Origin of the sequence: Methylobacterium sp. (assembly GCF_019745455.1) — a bacterium.
Taxonomy (GTDB): domain Bacteria; phylum Pseudomonadota; class Alphaproteobacteria; order Rhizobiales; family Beijerinckiaceae; genus Methylobacterium.
This window is the reverse complement of the sequence record NZ_JAIETD010000045.1, coordinates 24962-49546: the sequence shown is the minus strand read 5'-3', so window position 1 is coordinate 49546 and position 24585 is coordinate 24962. Positions and strand designations below refer to the sequence as shown.

The 24585-nt window shown below is 67.7% G+C and carries 25 protein-coding genes and 1 tRNA gene; 13 read left to right on the top strand and 13 right to left on the bottom strand.

Annotated elements, in window-relative coordinates; genetic code table 11:
- Positions 1-3: 3 nt before the first annotated feature.
- Positions 4-1182, bottom strand: a complete 1179-nt coding sequence (locus tag K2Y56_RS11300; RefSeq protein ID WP_292507480.1) for an ABC transporter substrate-binding protein — start codon at positions 1180-1182, stop codon at positions 4-6.
- 187 nt (positions 1183-1369) lie between these two features.
- Here K2Y56_RS11300 and K2Y56_RS11295 point away from each other — a divergent pair, with 187 nt between their 5' ends.
- Positions 1370-1771, top strand: coding sequence for a nuclear transport factor 2 family protein (locus K2Y56_RS11295; protein ID WP_292507479.1), 402 nt, complete (start codon positions 1370-1372; stop codon positions 1769-1771).
- A 13-nt stretch (positions 1772-1784) separates the two neighbouring features.
- On the opposite strand, the gene K2Y56_RS11290 is transcribed toward K2Y56_RS11295, so the two are convergent.
- Both K2Y56_RS11290 and K2Y56_RS11285 read right to left on the bottom strand, forming a co-directional pair.
- Entirely contained in the window at positions 1785-2147 is a 363-nt protein-coding gene (locus K2Y56_RS11290) for an STAS/SEC14 domain-containing protein (RefSeq protein WP_292507478.1), read from the bottom strand.
- 48 nt (positions 2148-2195) lie between these two features.
- Positions 2196-4379, bottom strand: a complete 2184-nt coding sequence (locus tag K2Y56_RS11285; protein ID WP_292507477.1) for a primosomal protein N' — start codon at positions 4377-4379, stop codon at positions 2196-2198.
- A 156-nt stretch (positions 4380-4535) separates the two neighbouring features.
- Here K2Y56_RS11285 and K2Y56_RS11280 point away from each other — a divergent pair, with 156 nt between their 5' ends.
- The 5 genes from K2Y56_RS11280 (at position 4536) to K2Y56_RS11260 (ending at position 9350) form a co-directional block, all read left to right on the top strand.
- Entirely contained in the window at positions 4536-5219 is a 684-nt protein-coding gene (locus K2Y56_RS11280; protein ID WP_292507476.1) for an alpha/beta fold hydrolase, read from the top strand.
- A gap of 15 nt (positions 5220-5234) precedes the next feature.
- Positions 5235-6317, top strand: coding sequence for an ABC transporter ATP-binding protein (locus K2Y56_RS11275; RefSeq protein ID WP_292507475.1), 1083 nt, complete (start codon positions 5235-5237; stop codon positions 6315-6317).
- A 218-nt stretch (positions 6318-6535) separates the two neighbouring features.
- A complete protein-coding gene (locus K2Y56_RS11270; RefSeq protein ID WP_292507518.1) occupies positions 6536-7510 on the top strand; it encodes an extracellular solute-binding protein in 975 nt (324 codons plus the stop codon).
- 92 nt (positions 7511-7602) lie between these two features.
- Positions 7603-9225 (top strand): iron ABC transporter permease, encoded by a 1623-nt coding sequence (locus K2Y56_RS11265; protein ID WP_292507517.1) that lies wholly within the window; start codon positions 7603-7605, stop codon positions 9223-9225.
- A 50-nt stretch (positions 9226-9275) separates the two neighbouring features.
- A tRNA-Val gene (locus K2Y56_RS11260) sits at positions 9276-9350 on the top strand.
- Positions 9351-9358: 8 nt separating this feature from the next.
- Here K2Y56_RS11260 and gph read toward each other — a convergent pair.
- The gene (gene gph / locus K2Y56_RS11255) at positions 9359-10048 is read right to left on the bottom strand and encodes a phosphoglycolate phosphatase (RefSeq protein WP_292507474.1); all 690 of its coding nucleotides are present in this window, start codon (positions 10046-10048) and stop codon (positions 9359-9361) included.
- Between the two features lie 175 nt (positions 10049-10223).
- Between gph and K2Y56_RS11250 the strand changes: the two genes are divergently transcribed.
- The 4 genes from K2Y56_RS11250 (at position 10224) to K2Y56_RS11235 (ending at position 13475) form a co-directional block, all read left to right on the top strand.
- Complete coding sequence (locus K2Y56_RS11250; RefSeq protein ID WP_292507473.1) at positions 10224-10730, top strand: hypothetical protein; 507 nt, start codon at positions 10224-10226, stop codon at positions 10728-10730.
- A 141-nt stretch (positions 10731-10871) separates the two neighbouring features.
- Positions 10872-11582, top strand: coding sequence for a ribose-5-phosphate isomerase RpiA (gene rpiA / locus K2Y56_RS11245; protein ID WP_292507472.1), 711 nt, complete (start codon positions 10872-10874; stop codon positions 11580-11582).
- A gap of 56 nt (positions 11583-11638) precedes the next feature.
- Positions 11639-12247 (top strand): DUF2059 domain-containing protein, encoded by a 609-nt coding sequence (locus K2Y56_RS11240; protein ID WP_292507471.1) that lies wholly within the window; start codon positions 11639-11641, stop codon positions 12245-12247.
- 94 nt (positions 12248-12341) lie between these two features.
- A complete protein-coding gene (locus tag K2Y56_RS11235) occupies positions 12342-13475 on the top strand; it encodes an O-antigen ligase family protein (RefSeq protein WP_292507516.1) in 1134 nt (377 codons plus the stop codon).
- A 5-nt stretch (positions 13476-13480) separates the two neighbouring features.
- Here the strand turns inward: K2Y56_RS11235 and K2Y56_RS11230 are convergent, their stop codons facing one another.
- Both K2Y56_RS11230 and K2Y56_RS11225 read right to left on the bottom strand, forming a co-directional pair.
- Positions 13481-14854: a PleD family two-component system response regulator gene (locus K2Y56_RS11230; protein WP_292507470.1), complete on the bottom strand. Its 1374-nt coding sequence runs from the start codon at positions 14852-14854 to the stop codon at positions 13481-13483.
- A gap of 69 nt (positions 14855-14923) precedes the next feature.
- Positions 14924-15304: a response regulator gene (locus K2Y56_RS11225; protein ID WP_292507469.1), complete on the bottom strand. Its 381-nt coding sequence runs from the start codon at positions 15302-15304 to the stop codon at positions 14924-14926.
- Positions 15305-15383: 79 nt separating this feature from the next.
- On the opposite strand from K2Y56_RS11225, the gene K2Y56_RS11220 reads away from it, so the two are divergent.
- Positions 15384-15683 (top strand): DUF3572 domain-containing protein, encoded by a 300-nt coding sequence (locus tag K2Y56_RS11220; RefSeq protein WP_292507468.1) that lies wholly within the window; start codon positions 15384-15386, stop codon positions 15681-15683.
- Positions 15680-16966, top strand: coding sequence for a DNA polymerase IV (locus K2Y56_RS11215; RefSeq protein WP_292507467.1), 1287 nt, complete (start codon positions 15680-15682; stop codon positions 16964-16966). Before K2Y56_RS11220 ends, K2Y56_RS11215 begins: the two co-directional genes overlap by 4 nt.
- Positions 16967-16988: 22 nt before the next feature.
- Here K2Y56_RS11215 and K2Y56_RS11210 read toward each other — a convergent pair whose 3' ends face one another.
- Positions 16989-17834, bottom strand: a complete 846-nt coding sequence (locus tag K2Y56_RS11210) for a cell envelope integrity EipB family protein (protein WP_292507466.1) — start codon at positions 17832-17834, stop codon at positions 16989-16991.
- A gap of 400 nt (positions 17835-18234) precedes the next feature.
- Between K2Y56_RS11210 and K2Y56_RS11205 the strand changes: the two genes are divergently transcribed.
- Entirely contained in the window at positions 18235-18774 is a 540-nt protein-coding gene (locus K2Y56_RS11205; RefSeq protein ID WP_292507465.1) for a GcrA family cell cycle regulator, read from the top strand.
- Positions 18775-18900: 126 nt separating this feature from the next.
- On the opposite strand, the gene phoB is transcribed toward K2Y56_RS11205, so the two are convergent.
- From phoB to pstS, 6 genes are all read right to left on the bottom strand, one after another.
- Positions 18901-19602, bottom strand: a complete 702-nt coding sequence (gene phoB / locus K2Y56_RS11200; protein WP_292507464.1) for a phosphate regulon transcriptional regulator PhoB — start codon at positions 19600-19602, stop codon at positions 18901-18903.
- Between the two features lie 14 nt (positions 19603-19616).
- Entirely contained in the window at positions 19617-20336 is a 720-nt protein-coding gene (gene phoU, locus K2Y56_RS11195; protein WP_292507463.1) for a phosphate signaling complex protein PhoU, read from the bottom strand.
- Between the two features lie 67 nt (positions 20337-20403).
- Complete coding sequence (gene pstB / locus K2Y56_RS11190) at positions 20404-21222, bottom strand: phosphate ABC transporter ATP-binding protein PstB (RefSeq protein WP_292507462.1); 819 nt, start codon at positions 21220-21222, stop codon at positions 20404-20406.
- Between the two features lie 46 nt (positions 21223-21268).
- The gene (gene pstA / locus K2Y56_RS11185) at positions 21269-22174 is read right to left on the bottom strand and encodes a phosphate ABC transporter permease PstA (protein ID WP_292507461.1); all 906 of its coding nucleotides are present in this window, start codon (positions 22172-22174) and stop codon (positions 21269-21271) included.
- A gap of 19 nt (positions 22175-22193) precedes the next feature.
- A complete protein-coding gene (gene pstC, locus K2Y56_RS11180) occupies positions 22194-23171 on the bottom strand; it encodes a phosphate ABC transporter permease subunit PstC (protein ID WP_292507460.1) in 978 nt (325 codons plus the stop codon).
- A gap of 122 nt (positions 23172-23293) precedes the next feature.
- A complete protein-coding gene (gene pstS / locus K2Y56_RS11175) occupies positions 23294-24328 on the bottom strand; it encodes a phosphate ABC transporter substrate-binding protein PstS (protein WP_292507459.1) in 1035 nt (344 codons plus the stop codon).
- Positions 24329-24585: the final 257 nt, after the last annotated feature.

The window sequence follows — 24585 nt, the reverse complement described above, 5'->3', positions numbered from 1 at the left end:
GGATCAGTTCGTGACCGCGACGATCTCGCCGTCCTTGAAGCGCGTGAAGACGTAGTCCTGAGCCCCGAGCGCATCGTGCTGGCCCGGCGCGAAGGGCTTCTCGTAGGTCTTGATCAGGCCCGGATAGGTCCCGACCTTGTAGAAGCCGTCGCGAACGTCCGGTCCCTTGGCCGAGCCTGCCGCAGTGATCGCCAGCGCCAGGAGATGGGTCGCGTCGTAGGCGTTGGCGATGCCCACCGCCGGCGTGACGTCGGCCATCGACTTAATTGCCGGGTACTTCGCCTTGAGGGCCGCGAGCACCGCTGTCGCCTTGGGCGAAGAATTGCCGGCAAACGTGAAGGTCTGGATGAAATGGACCTTGGCGGCGCTCGGGCCGGCGAGTTCGTCGAAACGTCCGCCGGCCGGTCCCCAATGCGACACGACCGGCACCGACCATCCCATCCGATCGAGGGATTTCACCACTTGCGCCGAGGGGCCGACATTGCCCACGAGGAACAGGGCATCGGCGCCCGCCTCCTTCAGCCTCGTGAGCTGGGGCACCATGTCGACGTCGGCGGCCTCGTATTTCTCAATACCCGCCGCGGCGAGGCTGGCGGTCTTGAGGGCAGCGTTCAGGCCCTTCTCGTTCGACTCGCCCCACGCGTTGTTGACGAGGATCATGCCAGGCTTCTTGGCGCCGTAGGTCTTCACCGCGTAGGCGACGAGCGCCTCGCCCACGAGGGCGTCAACGGCAGAGACTCGGAAGGCGTAGTTGTCGGCGGCTCCGTTGCGGGTGATTCCGGTGCCGGCTGCCCAAGGGCCCAGGAACGGCACCTTCATCTGGTTGGCGATCGGCACGATCGCCATCGAAACCGGCGTGTCGAGTCCGCCGACGAGCGCCACGACGCCGACGCGCTGGATCAGTTCGCGGGCGGCGAGCACGCCCTTCGACGGGTTGGCCTCGTCGTCGCGGGCGACGAGTTCCAGAGGCTGTCCGAGGACGCCGCCTTTGGCGTTGATCTCGTCGAGGGCGAGACCGATGCCGCGGGAGATCGCCTCGCCGGACTTGGCCGATTGTCCGCTCAGCGCCGTGACGAGACCGATCTTCAGCGTCTCCGCCGCATGGGCGCCCGGAATCAGACTCAGCCCGATCAGGACCGCCGTGGAAAGGACGAGGTGGCGGGTCAAGGAGGGGCGGGTCATGGGCGTTCTCCGGCTGGCGTGCACCGGCATCCGCAACGGCCGTGCCATCGGCTCGTGCCTTGAGGACGCTCGCTAAACTCGGCCAGTGCCGATCCACATGCCCATATCAGCGCCAAAGTGCATACACTTGATGCATGCACTTTGGCGCTGATATGGGCGATCCTCGCCGCCCCACGGGAGTTGCAGCATGACCACCGACACGACGCGCGACGCCGCCATCGTCACTGCCTATCTCGAAGCCTCGATGGTGCCCGATCCGGAACGCGCGGCGAGCTACATGGCACCCGGCATCCCCATCACCTTCACGGGGGCGCGGCTGTTCCACCATCCCCGCGAGGTCACGGCCTTCAACGCTGGCCGCTACGCCTGGGTGAAGAAGCGGATGGAGCGCCTCGACGTGGTGCCGGGCGACGGTTTCACGACCATCTACAGCCTCGGCACCCTCTACGGAGAATGGCCCGACGGCACGCCGTTCGAGGGCAACCGCTACGTCGACCGCTTCACGGTCCGCGACGGCGTCATCGTCACCATGGAGGTTTGGAACGACAGCGCCGAGCGGCTTCTGACCAAGCACGGGATCACGGCCTGAGGCCAGAAGCTCCCTACGTCGCCGAGGCGAGCCAGGACCGGGCTTCCTCCAGCCGCGGGCGCTCGAACACCTTGATCTGAGCCGGCGACAGGCGGCCGGCGGTCTCCGCCATCATCCGGACCCATTGCGCATCGGAGACCACAGCGACGTGGCTGACGCCCTTGAGCAGGGCGAGCCCGAAGCGGACGTCCTTGAAGAACGCGGCCGGCTCCATTCCCTCGAAGGTACGGATGTCCTGGAGAAGCCTCAGCTTAGTGCCGGCGTCGAAATCGGCCTTCATGGAGGCGATGACGGCGTCCATCTCCGCATCGGTGATCTTTCCGTCGACGATGATCTCGGCGACATTCGAATCCGGCTTCTTCTGATAGGTCAGCACGCGGGCAACCTCCTCGAACAGGCCCGCCGGAGGGCGGGCCGGGCACCATTATAGGAAGCTCTGCGGGTCCACGTCGATCGCCACCCGGACGTTGCCCCGTGCCTTCGGTGCCCGCTTGAGCCAATCGCGCAGGTAGGTCTGCAGGTCGATGGCGCGGGCCGTCTTCACCAGAAGACGGAAGCGGTAGCGTCCGCGGATCAGCGCCAGCGGCGCCTCGGCGGGCCCGAGGACCATGATTCCGGCCGGCGGCTCGGCGGCACGGGCCAGCGCCTGGCCATGGGCCTCGGCGGTCTCGCGGTCGTTTGCGGAGACGATGAGAGCGGCAAGGCGTCCGAAGGGCGGCAGCCCCGCCTCGAGCCGGGCCTCGATCTCCTCGGCATAGAACCGCTCGGCGTCGCCCGAGAGCAGGGCTGCGATGACCGGATGCTCGGGCTGGAAGGTCTGGATCAAGGCGCGCCCTGGCTTGTCGCCGCGCCCGGCCCGACCCGTGACCTGCTGCAGCAGCTGGAAGGTGCGCTCGGCCGCGCGCGGATCGCCGGAGGTCAGGCCGATATCGGCATCGAGCACGCCCACGAGCGTGAGATGCGGGAAGTTGTGGCCCTTCGCCACCAACTGGGTGCCGATGACGATGTCGCAGCCGCCCTCGGCCACCGTCTGGAGTTCGGCCCGAAGCCGCTCGGCCCCGCCGGGAAAGTCGCTCGACAACACGATGACCCGGGCATCGGGGAAGAGGCCGGCGACCTCCTCGGCGATGCGCTCGACGCCGGGGCCGCAGGGGGTGAGATTGTCGAAGGTACCGCAGGCGCTGCAGGATTCCGGACGGCGCTCGGCATAGCCGCATTGGTGGCAGACGAGGGCCCGGCGGAAACGGTGCTCCACGAGCCAGGTCGAGCACTGCTTGCACTGGTAGCGGTGGCCGCAAGCGCGGCACAGGGTGAGCGGGGCATAGCCGCGCCGGTTGAGGAAGAGCAGCGCCTGCTCGCCGGCCGCCACCGCCTCGCGCACCGAGGCGACGAGGCCGGGAGCCAGGAACGTGCCGCGCTCCGGCTTGTCGAGGCGCATGTCGATGGCCTCGATCTGCGGCAGGCGACGCCCGCCGAAGCGCTCGGGTAGCACGATATGCCGGTAGCGTCCCTGTTCCGCGTTCACCCGCGTCTCGATCGAGGGCGTCGCGGAGGCGAGGACGACGCCGCAGCCTTCGAGCCGGCCGCGCACCACCGCCATGTCGCGGGCGTGGTAATGGACCCCGTCTTCCTGCTTGTAGGCGGCCTCGTGCTCCTCGTCGACGACGATGAGGCCTAGTTTGGCAAAGGGGAGGAACAGGGCCGAGCGGGCCCCCACCACGACGTCGACCTCGCCCGCCGCCACGCCGGCCCGCAGGCGCTCGCGGCGCTTAGCCCCGATGCCGGAATGCCACGTCGCCGGGCGGACGCCGAAACGGTCGGCGAAACGGTCGAGGAACTGCGCCGTGAGCGCGATCTCCGGCATCAGGATCAGGGACTGGCGGCCGCGCCGGACGCAATCGGCCACCGCCTCAAAATAGACCTCGGTCTTGCCCGAGCCGGTGACGCCTTCGAGAAGGATGGTGGGCGGCGCGCCCTCCCCCACCGACGAGGGAGGATTGAGCTTCGCGATCAGGTCTTTGGCCGCTTCGGCCTGTGCCTCCGAGAGCGGAACCCGTGGGTGATCCGAGTCCGGCGGCAGTGCGACAGGCTCCGGCGCCAGCGCCACAGCCTCCAGTGCGCCGTCGTCGATCAACCCGTCGACGACGCTGAGGGAGACACCCGCTTCCTTGGCAAGGGCGCTCTTGCCCCGCATCGTCCCGTCGGCGGCGACTTCCAGGACCTTGCTGCGGGCGCTTGTCGGCCGCGCCGGCGGCTTTCCGGAGGAGCGGACGCCGACCCGCACCGTCTCGACCCTCGCCCCTTCGTCCGGCAGGCGCAGGGCCATGGCAAGGGCCGAACCCTTTGGCGCGAGTGTGTAGCGCGCCAGCCAATCGACGAGCTCGCGCAGGGAACTCGAGAGTGAGGGCGCCTCGATCCGACCGGTCACGGGCCGGAGGTTGGAACCGGAGCGGCCGGCTTCGACGCTCCAGACGACACCCACGGTCTCGCGCGGCCCGAGTGGGATCTGAACCACGTCGCCCGGCGCCAGGGACAGGCCCTCGGGCACGGCGTAGCTATAGGCGCTGTCGAGCGCCAGCGGGATCAGGATCTCGGCGGTTCTGGGCATAGAGGCAACCGTTCCGTGCTCATGGTCAGTCTATAGCCGTTCTTGATCCGTTCCGCGATGGCATCCAGACTTCAGGTTCATTGGTGTCGGAGTGCCTCAGGCGGCATGCTCATCTAATCCGTAGGGCTGCGTCCGACAGGGACAATCGAACACAGCATGACATCGACCAAGACGACGCCTGACGGCGTGCTCCTCCTTCACGGCATCGCCCGCCGCGCAACTTCGCTGGGCCGGATGGAGCGGGCATTCGGCGCAGCCGGCTACAGGACGCTGAACATCGACTACCCGGCCCGGACGGCGGCGATCCAAGATCTGATCGAAGGCATCGTCCCGTCGGTTTCGGCGTTCGGTCGCGAGGTCGCGCAGCTCCACATCGTGACGCATTCGATGGGCGGCCTTCTCGCCCGAGGCCTGATTGCGCGGCACCGCCCCGGGCGCCTCGGCCGCGTGGTGATGCTCGGGCCGCCCAATCTCGGCAGCGAGATCGCGGACCGCCTCGGAGGGCTGTGGGCCTATCGGCGCTTCTTCGGGCCGGCCGGCGCGCAACTCGTGACGCGACAGGACGAGACGTTGCTGGCGCTGCTCGGCCAGGTCGATTACCCGCTCGGGATCATCGCCGGTGATCGCTCCCTGACGCCGCTCGAATCCTGGCTGAAGCTGCTGCCGAAGCCCCACGACGGCCGGGTCGCGGTAGCGCGCACCCGGCTCGGCGGCATGACAGACCACGTCACCCTGCCGGCGACCCATGCCCTGATGATGAACCACCGCCTCGTCATCGACGAAGCCTTGCATTTCGTCCGGTTCGGGCGTTTTGCGCGAGGGACGCAATCGAGCCGATGAGGAGCGACCGCCGGCATGGTCGAGACGGATATGAGCGGAGGCGGCGCCGAGGCAGGGCCGATGCGGCTCGCCCTCGATGGGGTGAGCCTGCGATTCGGGCGAAGCCGCGCCCTTGACGAGGTGTCACTCGGCGTCCGGGCGGGCGAGATCGTCGCCGTCCTCGGCGATTCCGGCTGCGGCAAGAGCACGCTCCTGCGCGTCGTCGCCGGCTTGGCGCAGCCCGATCGCGGCACCGTGGCTCTGGACGGGCGGGTCGTCAGCGGACGCGGCGGCGTGCCGGCGGAAGCCCGTGGCGTCGGGCTGATGTTCCAGGATTACGCGCTTTTCCCGCATCTCACCGTGGCAGAGAACGTGCGCTTCGGCCTGAATCGGGTACCCGGAGCCGAAGCGCAGGCAATCGTCCGGGCACGGCTCGAACAGGTCGGCCTCTTCCAGCGGGCCGAAAGCTATCCGGAAACGTTGTCGGGCGGCGAGAGCCAGCGGGTGGCCCTGGCACGCGCCTTGGCGCCGGGTCCGCGCATCCTGCTGCTCGACGAACCGTTCTCCAATCTCGACCGGCGCACCCGCGACCATGTCCGCGCCGATACGCTCTCGGTCCTGAGGGCGAGCGGCGCCACGGCACTCCTCGTCACCCACGACGCCGAAGAGGCGCTGGCCCTGTGCGACCGCATCGTCCTGATGCAGGCCGGCCGCACGATCCAGGTTGGCACCGGGGAGGAGCTCTACCGGCGTCCGGAGACGTATTTCGCCGCTCGATTCTTCAGCGACCTCGTCGAGGTCGAGGGACGCTGCGAAGGAGGTCGGGTCGAGACGCCGTTCGGTTCCCTCGCTGCACCGGGTTTCTCGGACGGCGATCCCGTGCTGGTTTGTCTCAGGCCCGAGGCCATCCGGGCCGAAGCTGTCGGATGCGGTGCGGCCGGCCGGGTACTCGAGCGACGCTTCCTGGGCAGCCGCGCTCTCCTCGTGGTCGCCGTGGCGGGCCTCGATGCGCTGTTGAGCGTCGCGGTACCCCACGACATGCCGGCATCCGCGGGCGACATGATCGGTCTAGGAACGACAGAAGAAGGCCGCTTTTTCTTTATGCCGCAGCCGGATTAAGTCATTCGGCCAAACGTCGCGGATGGGCAAAGCCGATGAGTATGCAGATCTGTAGTTTTTAAGTGTTTTAAATAAAAGAGATCGTGCTTGCGGTTTTCTAATTCCGGTGCTTCTGAGCAGCCCTCGTTATCACGCTTGATGCAACGAAGGTTCGGATGATGCTCGGTCGATCGGTCTCGGGAACGCTGCGGGTGGCCCTCTTCAGTGCCGCCTCGCTCATGGCGGCGAATACGGTCGAGGCCGCCGAGGTCAACCTCTACACGACTCGCGAGCCCGGCCTGATCAAGCCTCTGATCGAGGCCTTCACGGCCAAGACCGGCATCGCGGTCAACACCGCCTTCGTCGAGAAGGGTCTCGCCGAGCGCGTCGCCGCCGAAGGGCCGCGCTCCAAGGCCGACGTCCTGATGACGGTGGATGCGGGCAACCTGATCGAGCTCGTCGATCGCGACCTCGCTCAACCCGTGCGCTCCCCCGTGCTCGAAGCGGCGATCCCGGCCGCTTTGCGCGACCCCGAAGGTCGCTGGTTCGCTCTCTCGATGCGCGCGCGCGTCGCCTATGCCGACAAGAACCTCGCCGATCTGAAGGCGATCTCCTACGAGGAGCTCGCCGACCCGAAATGGAAGGGCAAGCTCTGCCTGCGCTCGGGCCAGCATCCCTACAACACCGCCCTGATCGCCCACTTCCTCGTCAAGCACGGTCCAGAGAAGACCGAGGAGTGGCTCAAGGGCGTGAAAGCCAACCTCGCCCGCAAGCCGGCCGGCGGCGACCGCGACGTCGCCCGCGACATCCTCGCCGGCACCTGTGCCATCGGCATCGGCAACTCCTACTATGTCGGGCTGATGCGCTCGGGCAGCGGCGGCCCCGAGCAGAAGGCCTGGGGCGAGGCGATCAAGGTCGTTTTGCCGACCTTCGGCAGCAGCGGCACCCACGTGAACGTCTCCGGCGCGGTGGTCGCCAAGAACGCGCCGAACCGCGACGACGCGGTCAAGCTCCTCGAATACCTCGTTTCCGACGAGGCGCAGGGCCTCTACGCCAAGGGTAACTTCGAGTACCCGGTCAAGGCCGGCGCGCCGGTCGAGCCCCTGCTCGCCGCCCTTGGTCCGCTGACCATCGACACCGTCTCGATCGCCGACATCGCCCGCAACCGCAAGGCGGCGAGCCTGCTGGTGGACAAGGTTGGGTTCGACAACTGACCGGCTCCGCGCTCACCGCGGCGGCGCATGGTCTGACGCCGGTCGGTGTCGAGGCCAGCGGCCGCCGGACCTTCAGCCTTCCCCTCGGCCGCCTGGCCTGGATCGGAGGGGGCCTCGCGCTCGCGATACTGATCCTGAGCCCGATCGTCTCCCTCGGCGTCTCGGCGCTGGGGGGAACGAGCGAGCTCTGGCCGCATCTCGCCGCCCACGTCCTTCCTCAGGCCATGCGCGATACCGGCCTCCTCCTCGCCGGGATCGGGGTGCTGGTGGTGGTGATCGGCGCGGGCAGCGCCTGGCTCGTCTCCGCCTACGCCTTTCCTGGCCGGCGCTGGCTGGAGGCGGGCCTATTGCTGCCGCTTGCGGTGCCGACCTACATCGTCGCCTACGCCTATCTCGACCTGATGCACCCGATCGGGCCGGTTCAGTCCGCGATGCGGGGGCTGCTCGGCGTCGCGCGGCCGGGCGATCTCGTCCTGCCGGACCTTCGCTCGATGCCGGGCTGCATCGTGCTCCTGGCCTTCGTTCTCTATCCATACGTCTACCTGCCGACGCGGGCGCTCTTCCTGATGCAGGCCGGTGGCCTGGTGGAGGCCGCCCGGACCCTCGGGCACCAACCTGGCGCCGTGTTCCTGCGGGTCGCGCTGCCGCTGGCGCGCCCGGCCATCGCCATCGGCGTCAGCCTCGCATTGATGGAGGCGCTCAACGATGTCGGCGCAGCGGAATTCCTCGGGGTCAGGACCCTGACGGTTCAGGTCTACGCGACCTGGATCAATCGCTCCGACCTGCCCGGGGCCGCGCAGATCGCCCTCGTGATGCTCGTCCTCGTCCTCGCCCTCGTCGCGGCCGAGCGCTGGGCGAGGCGTGGCCGCGGTTACGCCGCCACGGCGCGTTCACCTCGGCCCATGGTGCGACAGACCCTGACGGGCTGGCGTGCCGCCCTGGCCTTCGGCCTCGGGCTGACACCGGTGGCGATCGGCTTCCTGATCCCCGCCGCCTATCTGGCGCACGGAGCGGTGGCGCGGTTCCTCCGCGTCGGTCTGCCGTCGACTTTGCCGGCGGAGATCCTCAACACCATCCTGTACGCCGCGATTGCCACGGTGATCGCCACGGTGATCGGGTTGCTGGTCGCGGCGGCACCTCGCCTCGCCTCGCCGCGGATCGGCGGCGCCCTCATCCGCATCGCGAGCCTCGGCTATGCACTCCCCGGGACGATCCTGGCCGTCGGCCTGCTCGGACCCCTGGCGCTCGCGGACGAAGGCCTGTCCCGCTTCACCGAGGCAGCCTTCGGGACAAGCCCGGCGCTCATCGGCCTCGGCACCGGCAGCGCTCTCGTCACCGCCTATCTGGTCCGCTTCCTCGCCGTCGGCATCGGCACCTGCGAGGCCGGCCTCGCGCGGCTGCCACAGAGCATGCCCGACGCCGCGCGGATGCTCGGGCGCGGCCCGGCCGCCGCACTGCGGCAGGTGCAATTGCCCCTCGCCTGGCCGGCGGTGCTCAGCGGCGCGCTCCTCATCTTCGTCGATTGCGTCAAGGAACTGCCGGCGACGCTCCTGTTGCGCCCGCTCAACGTCGAGACCCTGGCGACCCACCTCTATGGCGAGGCCGCGCGAGGCACCTATGAGGACGGCACCGTGGCTGCCCTCCTCATCGTCCTCGTCGGCCTGATCCCGGTGGCCTTGCTGCTGCGCCTCGACGGACCCGGCCGACGGAGATAGGCTGACCCTTGACGGGCCGGCTCGCACGGCCCTAGAAGGCCCGACGGTCCGGGTGCGTAGCTCAGCGGGAGAGCATTCGCTTCACACGCGAAGGGTCACAGGTTCGATCCCTGTCGCGCCCACCATTCCGTCTTCACGCCGCCGCGCCGAGCGGCACCACAGCGGTCACCGCCTCCACCAGATCGTCGTAATGCGAGATCACGCGGGTCGCCCCGAGGGCATCGACCGGCGTGTCGGTATAGCCGAAGGTGACGCCGACGACCGGCATGCCGGCGGCCTTGGCCGCGTCGATATCGGCCCGTGAATCGCCGACCATCACGGCCCGGGCCGGATCGCCTCCGGCCTGCTCGACCGTCATGGTGATGTGGCGCGGATCGGGCTTGAAGAACGGGAAGGTGTGCCGGCCGCAGATGGCGGTGAAACGGCCGGCAACGCCGAGCAAGGTCAGCAGTTCCACCGCATGGACCTCGACCTTGTTGGTGCAGACCGCCAGCCGGAAGCCGCGCTCGCTCAATTCGTCGAGCGCGGTGAGCACGCCGGGATAGAGATGCGAGTGGATGCAGATGTTGCGTCCGTAATGATCGAGGAACTCTGCAAACAAACGCTCCAGACGTGCGGAGTCCAAATCTTCGCCCGCCGCAGAGAAGCCCCGCTGGATCAGCGCCTTGGCACCAGCGCCGATCATGTCGCGGGCATTCTCCAACGGCAACGGCTTCAAACCCTCCTGCTCCAGGATCGCGTTGAGGGTGCCCACGAGGTCGCCCGCGGTCTCGGCAAGGGTCCCGTCGAGGTCGAACACGACGATGGGGGGCAGGCTTGGCATGACGTCTCGCGATGTCGGATGGGGTTGGGTTCTGGCTAGCCGGCGAGGTGAGGCACCGCAAGGCCGGCGGCCGAGGGTCACGGTTGCGCCGCAAGGCCCGGCTAGGCGACCGGTCACGAGCATCAGAAGTCACGCAGCGTCAGTCGTGGCGACGTATCAGGGTCAGGGCCAAAAGATGACGGGTCGGGTCGCGTATCGTTTCGTATGGATGTCGGGCTGGACGGCTTGTCTCGCAGCGGGCGTCTTCGCTTCGACTCTTGTTCTCGCCGACCCGGCTGCGGCAGGCTCCTACGAGTTCGTGCCGGCGCCGCAGATCGACCTCAACCGCGTCTACCGCGTCGATACGGTGACGGGGGAAGTCACCTCCTGCCAGTACGGCCTGCGCGAAGGCGCGGCCGGCAGCGTCGGCGTCACCGTCTGCTACGGCGCCGGCGAGGGCGCGAGCGCGCAGCCGCCCTCGCAATATGGCCTCGTCGCGACGCGACACAGCCGTGAAGCCGGCGTGTTCCGGGTCAATTACCGCACCGGCGAGATGAGCATCTGCTACGTGCAGCTCCAGAAGAGCGCCGTGGTCTGCACCGCACAGTCCAACCCGACCGAACCCGAGGACGTCACCGCGATACCCGGGGCGGCGCCGGGACGGGCGGCGCCGAGCGTGACCCCGCCGCAGGGGCGCCCGTGAGACGAAAAGCGCCATGATAGTACCTCGGGAAAGCCGCGGCGGCGTTTGCCGGGCCTTCCTGCCATGCTACGGGCAGCCCTGCCGCGAAGAATCCGAGCCTCCCATGCCCTACCTCCTTTCCCCTGCCGCCGGAGCCGCGGCGTGAGCGGCCCGGACCTGCGCCGCGCCGCTGCCGAATGCGCCGTCGGTCTCGTGGAGAACGGGATGCGGCTCGGCATCGGCACCGGCTCCACCGCGAACGTTTTCGTGGCGCTGCTCGGCGAACGCGTGCGTGCCGGCCTCGACGTGATCGGCGTGCCGACTTCGGAGGCGACGCGCATTGCCTGCGAGGCCGCGGGCGTTCGACTGACGACCCTCGACGAGACACCCGAACTCGACCTCACCATCGACGGCACCGACGAGATCGACGAGGCGCTCAGCCTGATCAAGGGCGGCGGCGGCGCGTTGCTGCGCGAGAAGATCGTCGCCCATGCGAGCCGGCGCATGGTGGTGATCGCCGATGCGGCCAAGCGCGTGCCGATGCTCGGCGCCTTCCCGCTCCCGATCGAGGTGAACCGCTTCGGGCTGGGGTCGACCCGCGGCGCGATCGAGACGGCCCTGTCGCGGACCGGCTCCGCGGGCGCCCTGGCCCTGCGCAAAGGTGCGGACGGCGCGCCGTTCCTCACAGATGGCGGCCACCTCATCCTCGATGCCCATCTCGGCCGCATCCCCGATGCGCCGGCCCTGTCGGCGGCCCTCTGGGCGGTGCCGGGCGTCGTCGAGCACGGTCTTTTCATCGGGCTCGCCACAGGCGCGATCCTGGCGCGAGCCGAGGGTGATACGGCACGGATCGAGCGCCTCGGCGCGGTCTGAGACCTGCTCCCTCCCCTCTTCTCCCCATTGATCACGCCGCCTTTTCGGAGCACGCCATGTCCCGCCGCCCCACCTTCCGCCATCGGCTCCTTCACTCGGCCGCGCTCGCCTTGATCGTGGCGGGCCTCGCCGTGGGGCCCGCGACGGCGCAACAACAGCCCCAGAAGCCCGCGCCGGCAAAACCCGCCGCCAAGCCCGCGACGCCGCCTGCTGCGCCCCCGACGCCCGCCGCCCAGACGCCGGCGATCAGCCCGTCCCATCTCGCTCTGGCCCGCGAAGTCATGCTGAGCTCGGGCATCGCGCGCTCATTCGACTCGATCATCCCGGCCTTTGGCGAGCAGATCCGGCAGGCGGCGGTGACTCGGCCCGAGCTGATCAAGGATCTCAACGAGGTGCTGATCAGCCTCGATCCCGAAATGGAGTTGCAGAAGCAGTCGATGATCGACACGGCGGCGCGGATCTACGCACGGCGCCTGACCGAGGCAGAGCTGAACGAGATCGTCACCTTCTTCCGCTCGCCCGCGGGCAAGCGCTACGTCGAGACCCAGCCGCAGGTCCTCGACGAGATGGTGGGAGCGATGCAGACCTGGACGCAGGAGGTGTCGGAATACGTCATGGTCCGGGTCAGGGCCGAGATGGCAAAGCGCGGCCACCAGCTCCAGTGATCCCGTGACCACGGCGTCTCGCGCCGCCACGGGCACGCGCGCGGAGGGCCTAAGCAGGGCCGGTACCGTGGTGCTGTGCGCCGTGCCGGCGGCGATGGCCCTGGCCAATCGGTCGAGCCCCGTCGTCGTCGGCCTTGCCGCCCTGTTGTTCCTCGCCGCAGCCCTCATCGAGGACCGCAGAGGCGCTTGGCGGAACCTGTCGGCACCCCTGACCACGCCGCTCGGCCTCTGCGCCCTCGCCTTCCTCGGCTGGTGCGGCCTCTCCCTGGCCTGGAGCCCGTTTCCCGGGCTGTCGCTGAAGGTCGCCGGCGAATTCACGCCGACGCTGGCGGGGGCCTATCTCCTCGCGCGCCTGGCTCCAGGACGGATGGCGCCGGGCGCGGCGAGCCTCGGAGCCTGGATGCTGGCGCTCGCCTGCGCCTTCATCGTCGTCGACCTTGCCAGCGACCTCGCCCTGCGCAGGCTGCTCGGCGGCCGGATCGCCTATTTCGTCCATAACCGACCGGCGATGACGATCCTGCTGATCGGCATCCCCCTCGCCGGCCTGCTGACGATGCGGCGGCAGCGTTGGGCCGTCATCGTCGTCGTCGCTCTCTGCCTCGCGGCGATCCTGCGCTCGGTGAGCGGGGCAGCGAGCCTTGGGCTCGTCGCTGCCCTCGCGACCGCGCTCGTCGTGCGGCTGGCGCCGAAACGCGTGGCCCTCGGTCTCGCCGGGGCAGGTCTCGGCTTCGCCCTGACTATCGCTCCCATCGAAGGCGATGTCCTGCAGCGCTTCATGCCGGAGGCGGCGCATCAGCGCCTTGTCCAGAGCAGTTCACGCGCGCGCGTCGCCATTGCCCAGAGCTTCGGGGCAGCGGTGGCAGCCGAACCATGGCGTGGAGCCGGCTACGGAACCTCGGCGCGGTTCGCGGAGGTGCCGGCCGCGGCCGGGCTCGCGCCCGAGTTCAGAGAGATGCTCGCCGTCGGGCACCCTCACAACAGCTTCCTGCAGGTCTGGGCCGAACTCGGCATCATCGGTGCGGCGCTTGCGGGCGCCATCCTGATGCTGATGCTCACGGCTCTGGCCGCCTTGCCGCGCGCCAGTCACCTGCCTGCCCTCTCCCTCGTGGCCGCAGCCGCAGCCATCGCCTTCGTCGAGCACGGCGCCTGGCAGTCGTGGTGGACCGCGGGGCTCGGAGCTGCGATCGCCTGGTGGCGCGAGAGTACGGTTCGTCAACCGGAGGCGTAAGGCACTCAGGCCGCTTCGGCCTCGACGCGATTTCGGCCCGATGCTTTGGCACGGTACAGGGCGACGTCGGCACGCTTGATCATGTCGGCGGGGCTCGTGTCCTCGGCCCGGCGTGCGGAGACGCCGATCGACACCGTGACGGGCACGCTGCGAGTCTCCCTCTGGATCAGGAACGGCGTCGCCTCGATGCGCTCGCGGATGCGCTCGGCGATGAGGTGGGCGCCATCGACATCCGCATCCGGCAGGATGATCACGATCTCCTCTCCGCCGTAGCGGGCGACGATGTCGATACCGCGGGTATGGGTCCGAATGCGCTCGGCGAAGGCGCGCAGCACCTCGTCGCCGGCATCATGGCCGTAGGTGTCGTTGATCGTCTTGAACCGATCGATGTCGAGAAGGAGCGCCGAGACCGGGCGCTGGCGAAGCTGTGCTTCCTCGAACAGCGCACCGAGATGACTGTCGAGGTAGCGCCGGTTGTGCAGGCCGGTGAGGCCGTCGGTGATGGCGAGTTCCATCGAGGCGTTGACGGCACCGCGCAACACTTCCGAGAAGCGGCGGCGGCGCACCTGGGTGCGCACACGGGCGACGAGTTCGTTCCTGTCGACCGGCCGCATCAGGTAGTCGTGCACACCGAATTCGAGGCCGCGTATGACCCGGGTCCGGTCGTTGTGCTCGGCGATCATGATCACCGGCATGGTGCGGGTGCGATCGAGGGAGCGGAGCTGGCTGCACAGGCGAAGGCCGTCGAACCCCTCGAGGTCCAGGCTGACGAGGGCGAGTTCGAAGCCGCCCTCGGTGGCGAGCACGAGCGCCTTGTGCGGGTCGGGCTCGACGGTGACCGTGTGCTGCTGCAGGAGCGCAGCCGCGAGGCGCTCGGCCGAGCGCGGCCGGTCGTCGACGAGGAGGACGTTGGCATTCTGGCCGTTCTCGGCGGTGGCGAGCGCGATCGCGTCGCCCATTCCCATGTCGCGCGAAGCGAGGGCACGGCTGCGCAGTTCGTCGGTCACGGCCTTCAGCCGGACGAGGCTGCGGACGCGGGTGAACAGGGCGGTATCGTCGATGGGCTTGGTCAGGAAGCCGTCGGCGCCGGCATCGAGGCCGCGCAGGCGGTCGGATGGCTGGTCGAGCGCTGTGACCATGACCACCGGGAGGTGAGCGGTGGCGGGATTGTTCTTGAGGCGGCGACAGACCTCGAACCCATCCATGCCCGGCATCATGATATCGAGCAGGACGAGATCACAGAGACCCTTCTCGCAGATCGCGATGGCATCCGGCCCGTTCATCGCGGCCAGGACATCGAAATATTCGAGCGACAGCTTGGTTTCGAGGAGCCTCACGTTGGGCACGAGGTCGTCGACGATCAGGATCCGGGCGGACATCGTTCCTCGGCACTCCACAAGCGATCGGCCGGCGATCGGACAGACGTCGGCAAGACCGTCGCGCGCCGGTCAGGGCGCCCGCTCATCCCCAAGATACGTGCGAACCGTTGAAAGAAACTTTGCGACCGAGATGGGCTTCGAGAGATAGGCCTCGCAGCCGCCTTCACGAATCCGTTCCTCGTCCCCCTTCATCGCGAAAGCCGTGATGGCGATGACCGGGATGGACTTGAGTTCGTCGTCCTCCTTGAGCCATTTCGTGACTTCGAGGCCGGAGACCTCGGGGAGCTGGATGTCCATGAGAATGAGGTCGGGGTGGTGGGCACGGGCGAGGGCGATGGCTTCGATACCGTTGGCGGTCTTGAGGGTGGCGTAACCGTGGGCCTCCAACAGATCATTGAAGAGCTTCATATTCAGCTCATTATCTTCGACGATCAAAACCGTCTTCTTCATGGCCCGATGTCCCGGCAAATCCGCGGCTCATTCTGAAAGACGTCAGCCCCGCCCGATCAGAACTAATCGGTACATGTTGATGAAACGCAAATCGGATCAAGGGCAGGACTCGGCGGAGCAGGTCGCCCTCGCGATTCTCGGGTGGATCGCTGGGGATGAGGACCGCTTCTATCCATTCCTCGCCGTCACCGGGCTGAGCCCGGAGAACCTGCGGGCGAGCGCTGGCGAACCCGGCTTTCTCGCAGGCGTGCTCGATTACGTCGTCGGCGACGAGGCGGTGCTGACCGCCTGCGCCGCCGCCCTCGACCTGCCGCCGGAACGCGTCGCGTTGGCATGGCGTCGCCTCGCTCCGCCCGAGCCCGAGGATTTCGGCGCTTGAATGCGGTCTGCCGCGATTGCAGCGCGGGGCAGGCCATCGGGCTGCCCCGCTGCCTCGCTTGTGGCTCGCCGCGTCTGTTGAGCCACCCCGAGCGCGACAGCCTCGCCATCGCCCATGTCGATTGCGACGCCTTTTACGCGGCGATCGAGAAGCGCGACGACCCGACCCTCATCGACCGGCCCCTCATCATCGGTGGCGGACGGCGCGGGGTCGTCGCCACCGCCTGCTATCTCGCGAGGGTCTCCGGGGTCCATTCGGCGATGCCGATGTTCGCCGCCCTCAAGGCGTGCCCGGACGCGGTGGTGCTGCGGCCGGACATGGCGAAATACGCCCGCGTCGGACGCGAGGTGAGGCAGATGATGCGCGACCTCACGCCGATGGTCGAACCGCTCTCCATCGACGAGGCCTTCCTCGACCTCTCCGGCACGGCGCGCCTCCATGGGACGAGCCCGGCGCTGACCCTGGTCCGGTTCGCCCGGCGCGTCGAAGCCGAGATCGGGATCACGGTCTCGGTCGGCCTCTCGGGCGCGAAGTTCCTCGCCAAGATCGCCTCCGATCTCGACAAGCCGCGCGGCTTCTCGATCCTCGGGCCCGGCGAGGCGCAAGCCTTTCTTGCCGGGCGCAAGGTCGGGATCCTTCCGGGAGTGGGGCCGGCCTCGCAGGCGCGTCTCGCCAAGCTCGGCGTCGCCAAGGTCGGCGACCTCATCCGCGTCGATCCCGATCGGCTTCACGCGGCGATCGGGCGCGATGCCGGCCGGCTTCTTGCTCTGGCGCGGGGCATGGATTCACGCGCGGTGCGGCCGGAGCGCGAGACGAAGGGGGTCTCGGCCGAGACCACGCTACACGTCGATCTCTCCGCCTTCGCGGACCTGCGTCCGATCCTTTGGCGGCAATGCGAGCGGGTATCGCAGCGCCTGAAACGCGCGGAGCTCGCCGCAACCAGCGTGACCCTGAAGCTCAAGGATTCGGAGTTTCGCATCAGGAGCCGCAGCCGCGCGGGCCTCAGCCCGACGCAGCTCGCCGCGCGCCTTTATCCTGTCGCCGAGGCTCTGCTGCGCGAGGCCTGCGACGGCACGTCCTACCGACTGATCGGCATCGGCACCGGCGATCTGCGCCCCGCCGCCGAGGCGGACCGCGGCGACCTCCTCGAGGGAGACCTGACGCTGATAGGCCAGAGGGAGGCGGCCCTGGATCGTCTTCGAGCGAAGTTCGGGGACGCCGCGGTCCAGCGCGGCCTCTCCTTCACGGCGAAGGCGGGGGGGCCGAAGCCGCAGGGCCGCTAAACCCCTTCGCCGCGAAGATGCGTCAGGGCGCGCAATCCTTCGCCGGGGCTGCCATGTCGAGGCGCGTCAGGTCGCCCACGATGGCGAAGCTGCCATAATCGAGGCGCAGGGCCCCGCTGACGCCGTTCTCGTAGAGATCGAAGGTCAGGACGTAGACCGGCGTGCGCTCGCCGCCGCCCGACGTGAAATAGCTCAGCGTCACGGGCCATCGCGCCATCGTGGTCATCTCGCCCTCGCGCAGGGGCTTGTCGCCCTCGCCCTTCGGCGGAGTTTCGCTCTTGCGACCGATCACCGCCAGCGTGTCGTAGACCTTCCGGCCGTCATCGGAGCCATCGAACACCTTGACCGAGAGCGTCGTCTCGCCTGCCCGCGCCGCCTCGATCAGACGGCGCATGTGCAGGCTCGGAAACAGCACAGGGTTCTGGGCCTCGAACTGGTCGCGTTTCGGCTCCTTGAGCCGCACCTTCGTCGCGTCAGCGCCGACCTCGGCGGTCCCGTCCACGGCCTGGCTCGGGGCCTCGTTGAGGAGGGTCGCGGTCTTGAAGCGGAAGCTACGCCCGTCGCCGCTCTCGAAGGTCGTGTTGCGCAGGTCGGACGTCCGGTTGCCGCTCTCGCCGCTCTGGAGCTGCGTGACCTGCCGGGTCTGCATCGTGTAGCCCTTGCAGGCATCGCCGCTGAAATCGAGGACGATGCGGCCGCGCGCGCTCTCCACCGCCCGGCTGGCCTTGCTCTCCGCCAGCGACAACTCGTAGACGGCCCGGTGGCCCGCGAGGTTCACCGCGTCCTTTCGGGCCGGCTCTGCCTGAGCAACTCCGGCTAAGGGGCCGGACAAGAGTATCGCGCTGGCCGCGATCCGTCGAAACTGCATTTGCTCTCCCCTGGGCGGGCCCAAGGCCCACCCCACACATAATCATGCCGCGGAGGGCGGCAATGCGGCTGCCCTCCTGCCCGACCGGGTTTGTCAGTGGAAAGGCCGATCACGGCCACGCTCTCCCTTGCGTCCGGCCAAGCCCGTCTTGTACGTTCTCGTCCGTCGCCTAGGGTTCGCCCTCGGCGACCGAAGCCTGAAGGTTCCGGAAGCGTTCGTCGGACGGTGTTTCAGATCGGCGTCGTTCACGGAAAGTTGGTCGCGTCAAATGCGTACAATTTTCCAATCATAATGCACCATCGCAAAGAATTGCTGGCTTTCTTCCCGAAAGATCTTCAGGAAGCAGCCTCGGTTATGTATTGCGTCAGGCCGAAAGAATTGACGAATGTCGGAGGGGGCAATGGCGGAAACAGTCCCGAGCTGGACCGATGAGCGTGTCGAGCTTCTTCGGCGGCTGTGGGAGGAGGGTCTGAGCGCCAGCCAGATCGCCGCCCAACTCACCGGAGTCACGCGCAACGCCGTGATCGGCAAGGTCCACCGCCTCGGGCTGTCGGGGCGCGTCAAGGCCGGCGAGCCCGCCGCCGTCCCGCGCAAGAAGGCGACGCGCGAGATCGAGACCGCGGTGGAGACGATTATCGAGGACGCGACCCTGCCGCCCGATCTCGTCCCGGTGACGGCCGAACGGCCTGTTCCGGCTCCGCAGCCTTCGATGCCCGCCGCGTCCCCGACGGCCGCCATTGCTGTTTCGCGCCGGGTCACGATCATGGATCTGAGGGAGTCGATGTGCCGCTGGCCGCTCAGCGACCCGACCTCGACGGACTTTCATTATTGCGGCGACAGGTCGATCACCGGGCTGCCCTACTGCACGCACCATGCCGAGATCGCCTACCAGCCCGCCGCAGAGCGCAAGCGCGACCGCAGGGTCGGCGGGTTCCGCTGACCATCCCCGGCTGGAGCCGGCCTGGATCGGACTGATCGCATTGAATCCGATCTCGTCCCGAGCCGCCACACAGCGACCGGTGAGGGCGAGTGTAGAGCGGCAAGGGTGTTTTACGAAGCGCCAGTCTCACGCATCGACGGTGAACATTTCGTCGAAGGAATAGCCCGAGCCGCGCACGGTGCGGATCGGATCGCTCTGGCGGGGGCGGTTGATCGCCTTGCGCAGGCGCCCGACATGAACGTCGACGGTGCGCTCGTCGATATAGACGTCGTGGCCCCAGACCCCGTCAAGGAGTTGCTCGCGGGAGAAGACCCGGCCAGGGCTCTGCATCAGGAACTCGAGGAGCTTGAATTCGGTCGGCCCGAGATGGATCTCGCGGTCCTGGCGCCGGATGCGATGGCTGACGCGGTCGAGCTCGATGTCGCCAGCCACCAGCATGTTGGCGACGTGTGCGGGCTTGGCGCGGCGCAGCAGCGCCCGGACGCGGGCGAGCAGTTCGGGTACCGAGAACGGCTTGACGATGTAATCGTCGGCGCCGGTGCCGAGACCGCGGATGCGGTCGCCCTCCTCGCCCCGTGCGGTCAGCATGATGACCGGAAGGCTCTCGCTCTCGCGCCGCGCTCTGATGCGCCGGCAAAGTTCGATCCCCGAAAGGCCCGGCAGCATCCAGTCGAGGAGGACAAGGTCGGGAAGCTGTTCCTGCAAGCGCAGGTCGGCTTCGTCGCCACGGGCGGCGGAGTCGACGGTAAACCCTTCGGCTTCGAGGTTGTAGCGGAGGAGGAGGGTCAGGGCCTCCTCGTCCTCGACGATCAGAATGCGCGTACTCATGTGGTCTCTGAGGATCAGGCCCCGGCTGGGGGCTCGACCATGGTGTAATTCGACGCGTCGTTCTTCGGGCGATCCGTCGGCAGGTTCTCGCCGGTGGCGAGGTAGTGGATCGTCTCGGCGATGTTGGTGGTGTGGTCGCCGATCCGCTCGATGTTCTTGGCGCAAAACAGGAGATGCGTGCAGAACGAGATGTTGCGCGGATCTTCCATCATGTAGGTCAGGAGTTCGCGGAACAGCGAGTTGTAAAGGGCGTCGATCGCCCCGTCCCGCTCCCACACGTCGTGAGCCGCCTTGATGTCGCGGCTGGCATAGGCGTCGAGCACGTCCTTGAGCTGCTCCTGGACGAGGTCGCCCATATGCTGCAGGCCGACCACGATCTTCTGCGACTGGATCTCGCTCGCGATGGCGACGACGCGCTTGGCGACGTTCTTGGCGAGGTCGCCGATCCGCTCCAGATCATTTGAGACCCGGATCGCCGAGATCGTCTCGCGCAGGTCGATGGCGAGGGGCTGACGGCGGGCGATGAGAAGAACGGCGCGCTCCTCGATCTCGCGCTGGAGCACGTCGAGGCGGGCATCGGCGGCGATGACGGCCTGGGCGAGCTCAGTGTCGCGCCGGACCAGGGCATGGCCCGCCTCGTTCATCATCTTCTCGGCGATGCCGCCCATCTCGGAGATCGAGCGGCGCAGATCCTCGAGGTCTTTGTCGTAGGAACTGACGATATGGTCGGACATGCTCGCACTCCTCGAACGCTGGCCCTGACGGGCACAGCCAGCCGATGGCTTTGACGGGGTTCCAGGCTCAGCCGAAGCGGCCGGTGATGTAATCCTGGGTCTGCCGCTTCTCCGGGTTCATGAAGATGCGCGTGGTCGGGCCGAACTCGACGAGCTCGTCGAGATACATGAAGGCTGTGAACTGCGAGATGCGGGCCGCCTGCTGCATGTTGTGGGTCACGATGACGATCGTGAACTCGGAGCGAAGCTGCTCGATGAGTTCCTCGATGCGGCCCGTCGAGATCGGGTCGAGGGCCGAGGTCGGCTCGTCGAACAGGATCACTTCCGGACGCTGGGCCACCGTGCGGGCGATGCAGAGGCGCTGCTGCTGGCCGCCCGAGAGGCCCATGCCCGATTGCTTCAGCTTGTCCTTCGCCTCGTCCCAGAGTGCAGCCTTGCGCAGGGATTCCTCGACGCGGATGTCGAGATCGGCCTTGGACAGGCGCTCGTAGAGGCGAAGCCCGAAGGCGACGTTGTCGTAGATCGACATCGGGAACGGCGTCGGCTTCTGGAACACCATGCCGATCTTCGAGCGCAGCTCGTTGAGGTCGATCCTGGGGTCGAGGATGTTGCGGCCGTCGAGCATGATCTGCCCCTCGGCGCGCTGCTCGGGATAGAGGCTGTAGATGCGGTTGAAGGTGCGCAGCAGCGTCGACTTCCCGCAACCCGACGGGCCGATCAGCGCCGTCACCTGCCGGTCGTGGAAGTTGAGGTTGACCGATTTCAGGCCGTGGAAGCTGCCGTAATAGAAGTTGAGGTCCTTCACGGCGATGCGGATCGGGGCGTTCTCGTCGGCCTGGTGGCGGCCTGTGAGCTGCGCTTGGGTGATCTCAGTGGGCGCGTTCATGGTCATTCGTCCTTCGACGGAGATGGGCGGGGGCGACGCTCGCGGCTCAGCGCGCGCGCTCGCTCTTGATGACGAAGCGGGCCACGATCGACAGCGCGAGGATCGTGATCGTGATGAGGAGGGCGCCGGCCCAGGCGAGCTGCTGCCAGTTCGGATAGGGCGAGAGGGCGAACTGGTAGATCATCACGGGCAGGTTCGGGATTCCGCCCATGAGGTTGGGCGAGAACCAGCTATTGTTGTTGAGCGCCGTGAACAGGAGCGGCGCGGTCTCGCCGGCAATCCGGGCAAGGGCCAGGATGATGCCCGTGACGATGCCGGCGCTGGCCGCGCGCCAGGTGATCGCCTTGATCACGATGGAGGGCGGGGCGCCGAGGGCCGCGCCCGCCTCGCGCAGGGTCGAGGGCACCAGCCGGAGCATGTCCTCGGTTGTGCGCACGATCACCGGCGTTGCGATGATCGCCAGCGCGACGCCGCCGGCCCATCCGGAATAGCTGCCCATGGTCCTCACCATCAGGGTGTAGACGAACAGGCCGATCAGGATGGAGGGTGCCGAGAGCAGGATGTCGTTGAGGAAGCGGATCAGGTCGGCGAGCTTCGAGGCGCGGCCGTACTCCGCCAGGTAGGTGCCCGCGAGCACGCCGATCGGCGTCGCGATGACGATGCCGATGAAGGTCAGGACAAGGCTGCCCAGGATGGCGTTGGCGATGCCGCCGCCTTCCGACCCTGGGCCCGGCGTCGGCTCGGTGAAGAGCAGCGGGGAGAACCCCTTCACGCCCTCGACGATGAGCATCAGGAGGATCGAGCCGAGGACGACGATGCCGATCAAGGTGGCAACGGTGCTCGCCACCACGAGGATTTTGTCGGCGACCCGGCGGCCGGAGCGGACGCGGCTCGCGCTGATCGGTGCCGCTTCCCGTACGGTGGGGGCGGTGAGAGGATTTGCAGAGTCCATCGGTACGATTTCCCTGCGTTCAGGCGACCTTGACGCGCCGGACCAGAAGCCGGGCGATGATCAGGACGATGAAGGTGACGACGAAAAGGATGCAGCCGAGCGCCATCAGCGCGTGAAGCTGCATGCCGTCGGCCTCGTTGAACTCGTTGGCGATGCGCGAAGCGATCGTCGAGCCGGGGTCGAAGACCGAGGCGGAGAGGCGATTGGCGTTGCCGATGACGAAGGTCACCGCCATCGTCTCGCCGAGCGCGCGGCCGAGGCCGAGCATGATCGCGCCGATGATCGAGACCGAGGCCTGGGGTACGAGGACGTGGCGGACCACCTCCCAGGTGGTGCAGCCGATGCCGTAGGCGCTCTCGCGCAGAACCGTCGGGATCTGATCGAGCATGTCGCGGGTGATCGAAGCGACGAAGGGCACGATCATGATGGCGAGGATGATGCCGGCGGTAAGAATGCCGACGCCCGAGGGAACGCGGGCGTAGAACAACGTGCCGACGATCGGCATCCCCTCGACGAGGCTCGAGACCGGGATCTGGACGTAGCTGGCAAAGAGCGGGGCGAAGATGAAAAGACCCCACATGCCGTAGATGATGCTCGGCACAGAGGCGAGAAGCTCGATCGTCATCGAGACGGGCTTCCGCGCCCAGCCGGGGCAGAGCTGCGTCAGGTAGACCGCGATGCCAAGGGAGAGCGGGACGCCGATCAGCAGGGCGAGGAAGGCCGAGGCGATCGTGCCGATGATGGCGACAAAGGCGCCGTATTGTTCCTGGCCGATGTTCCAGGCACTGGACGTGATGAAGCCGGGGCCGAATTCGCGGAAGGCCGGCCAGCCACCATAAGCGATCGAGCCGAGGATTCCGACGAGGAAGAGGAGGACGAGGAGGGCCGAGCCGTAGGAGGCGAGACGAAACAGCGAGTCGCCGATGCCGCCTGGTGTCTTGCGGGCCGGCGCATCTGCGCTGCGGGCCAGAGCGATCTGTTCAGTCAAGGCGGCCATCCGAGGATCTTCTCTTCACGCGGTCTCGTACCGTGCGGCGGGAGGCGAGACGAGGGGGGTCCCTCGTCTCGCCGAGCGATTCTCGCCGCCTTCGCGGCGGCCTCTCTTGTGACCGGATCGAGTTAGATCGCGGGCTTGCCGTCCTTGCCCTTGATCTCCTTCCACTCGTTCTTGACGAGGGCGACGACGTTGTCGGGCAGCGGCACGTAGTCGAGGTCGACAGCGAGCTTGTCGCCGTTCTTGTAGGCCCAGTCGAAGAACTTGAGCACTTCGGCGGTCTTCGCGACGTCAGCCGGCTCCTTGTAGACGAGGACGAAGGTGGCCGCGGTGATCGGCCAGGCGTCGTCGCCGCCCTGGTTGGTCAGCGCGATGCCGAAGCCCGGAGCCGACTTCCAGTCGGCGCTGGCGGCGGCGGCCTGGAACGACTTGTCGTCGGGCTGCGGGAATTTGCCGGCCTTGTTCTGGATCAGCGTGTAGCTGAGCTTGTTCTGCTTGGCATAGGCCGACTCGACGTAGCCGATGGAGTTCGGCACCTGCTTGACGGTGGCGGTGACGCCCTCGTTGCCCTTGCCGCCCTGTCCGGCCGGCCAGGAGATGGTCGTCGCCGCACCGAATTCCTTCTTCCAGGTCTCGGAGACCGAGCTCAGGTAGGTGGTAAAGATGTTGGTCGTGCCCGATGCGTCGGAGCGGTAGACCGGAGTGATCGGCGAGTCGGGGAGCTTCAGGCCCTCGTTGATCTTGGCGATCTTGGGGTCGCTCCACTTGGTGATCCTGTTGGCGTAGATGTCGGCGATGAGCTCGCCGGTCAGCTTGAGCTTGCCCGGCTCGACGCCGGCGACGTTCACGACGGTCACGACGCCGCCCATGACGGTCGGAAACTGCACGAGGCCATCCTTGGCGAGGGTCTCACCCTTGAGGGGAGCGTCGGTCGCGCCGAAATCGACGGTCTTGGCCTGGATCTGCTTGATGCCACCGCCCGAGCCGATCGACTGGTAGTTCAGGCCGGTGCCCGTATCCTTGCGGTAGGCCTCCGCCCATTTCGAATAGACCGGGAAGGGGAAGGTCGCGCCGGCGCCGGTGATGTCGGCGGCAAGTGTTGAGGTCGCGATCTGCGCGGTGGCGAGCCCGAGGGCGAGCGCGTAGGCGAAGGGTTTCATGGAGTTTCTCCAGGTTCGTTCGGTCGCCGATCATCCGTGACGGACATGTCCACGCGGGTCGGCGAACCCTTCGGTTCGCCGGTCGCCCTCAGGACCGGCACCGCTGTAGACGGCGGCTGGCGGACCGTTACCGTCTCGACGATGCCGGCCATATGACGCTGACATGACGAATGGATGACAGCGACCGCGGCCGCGCTCAACAAGGTGTCCCCGATCCGCTCATCATTCACATGAGCGGTGGACGGCACGGTTCGGCC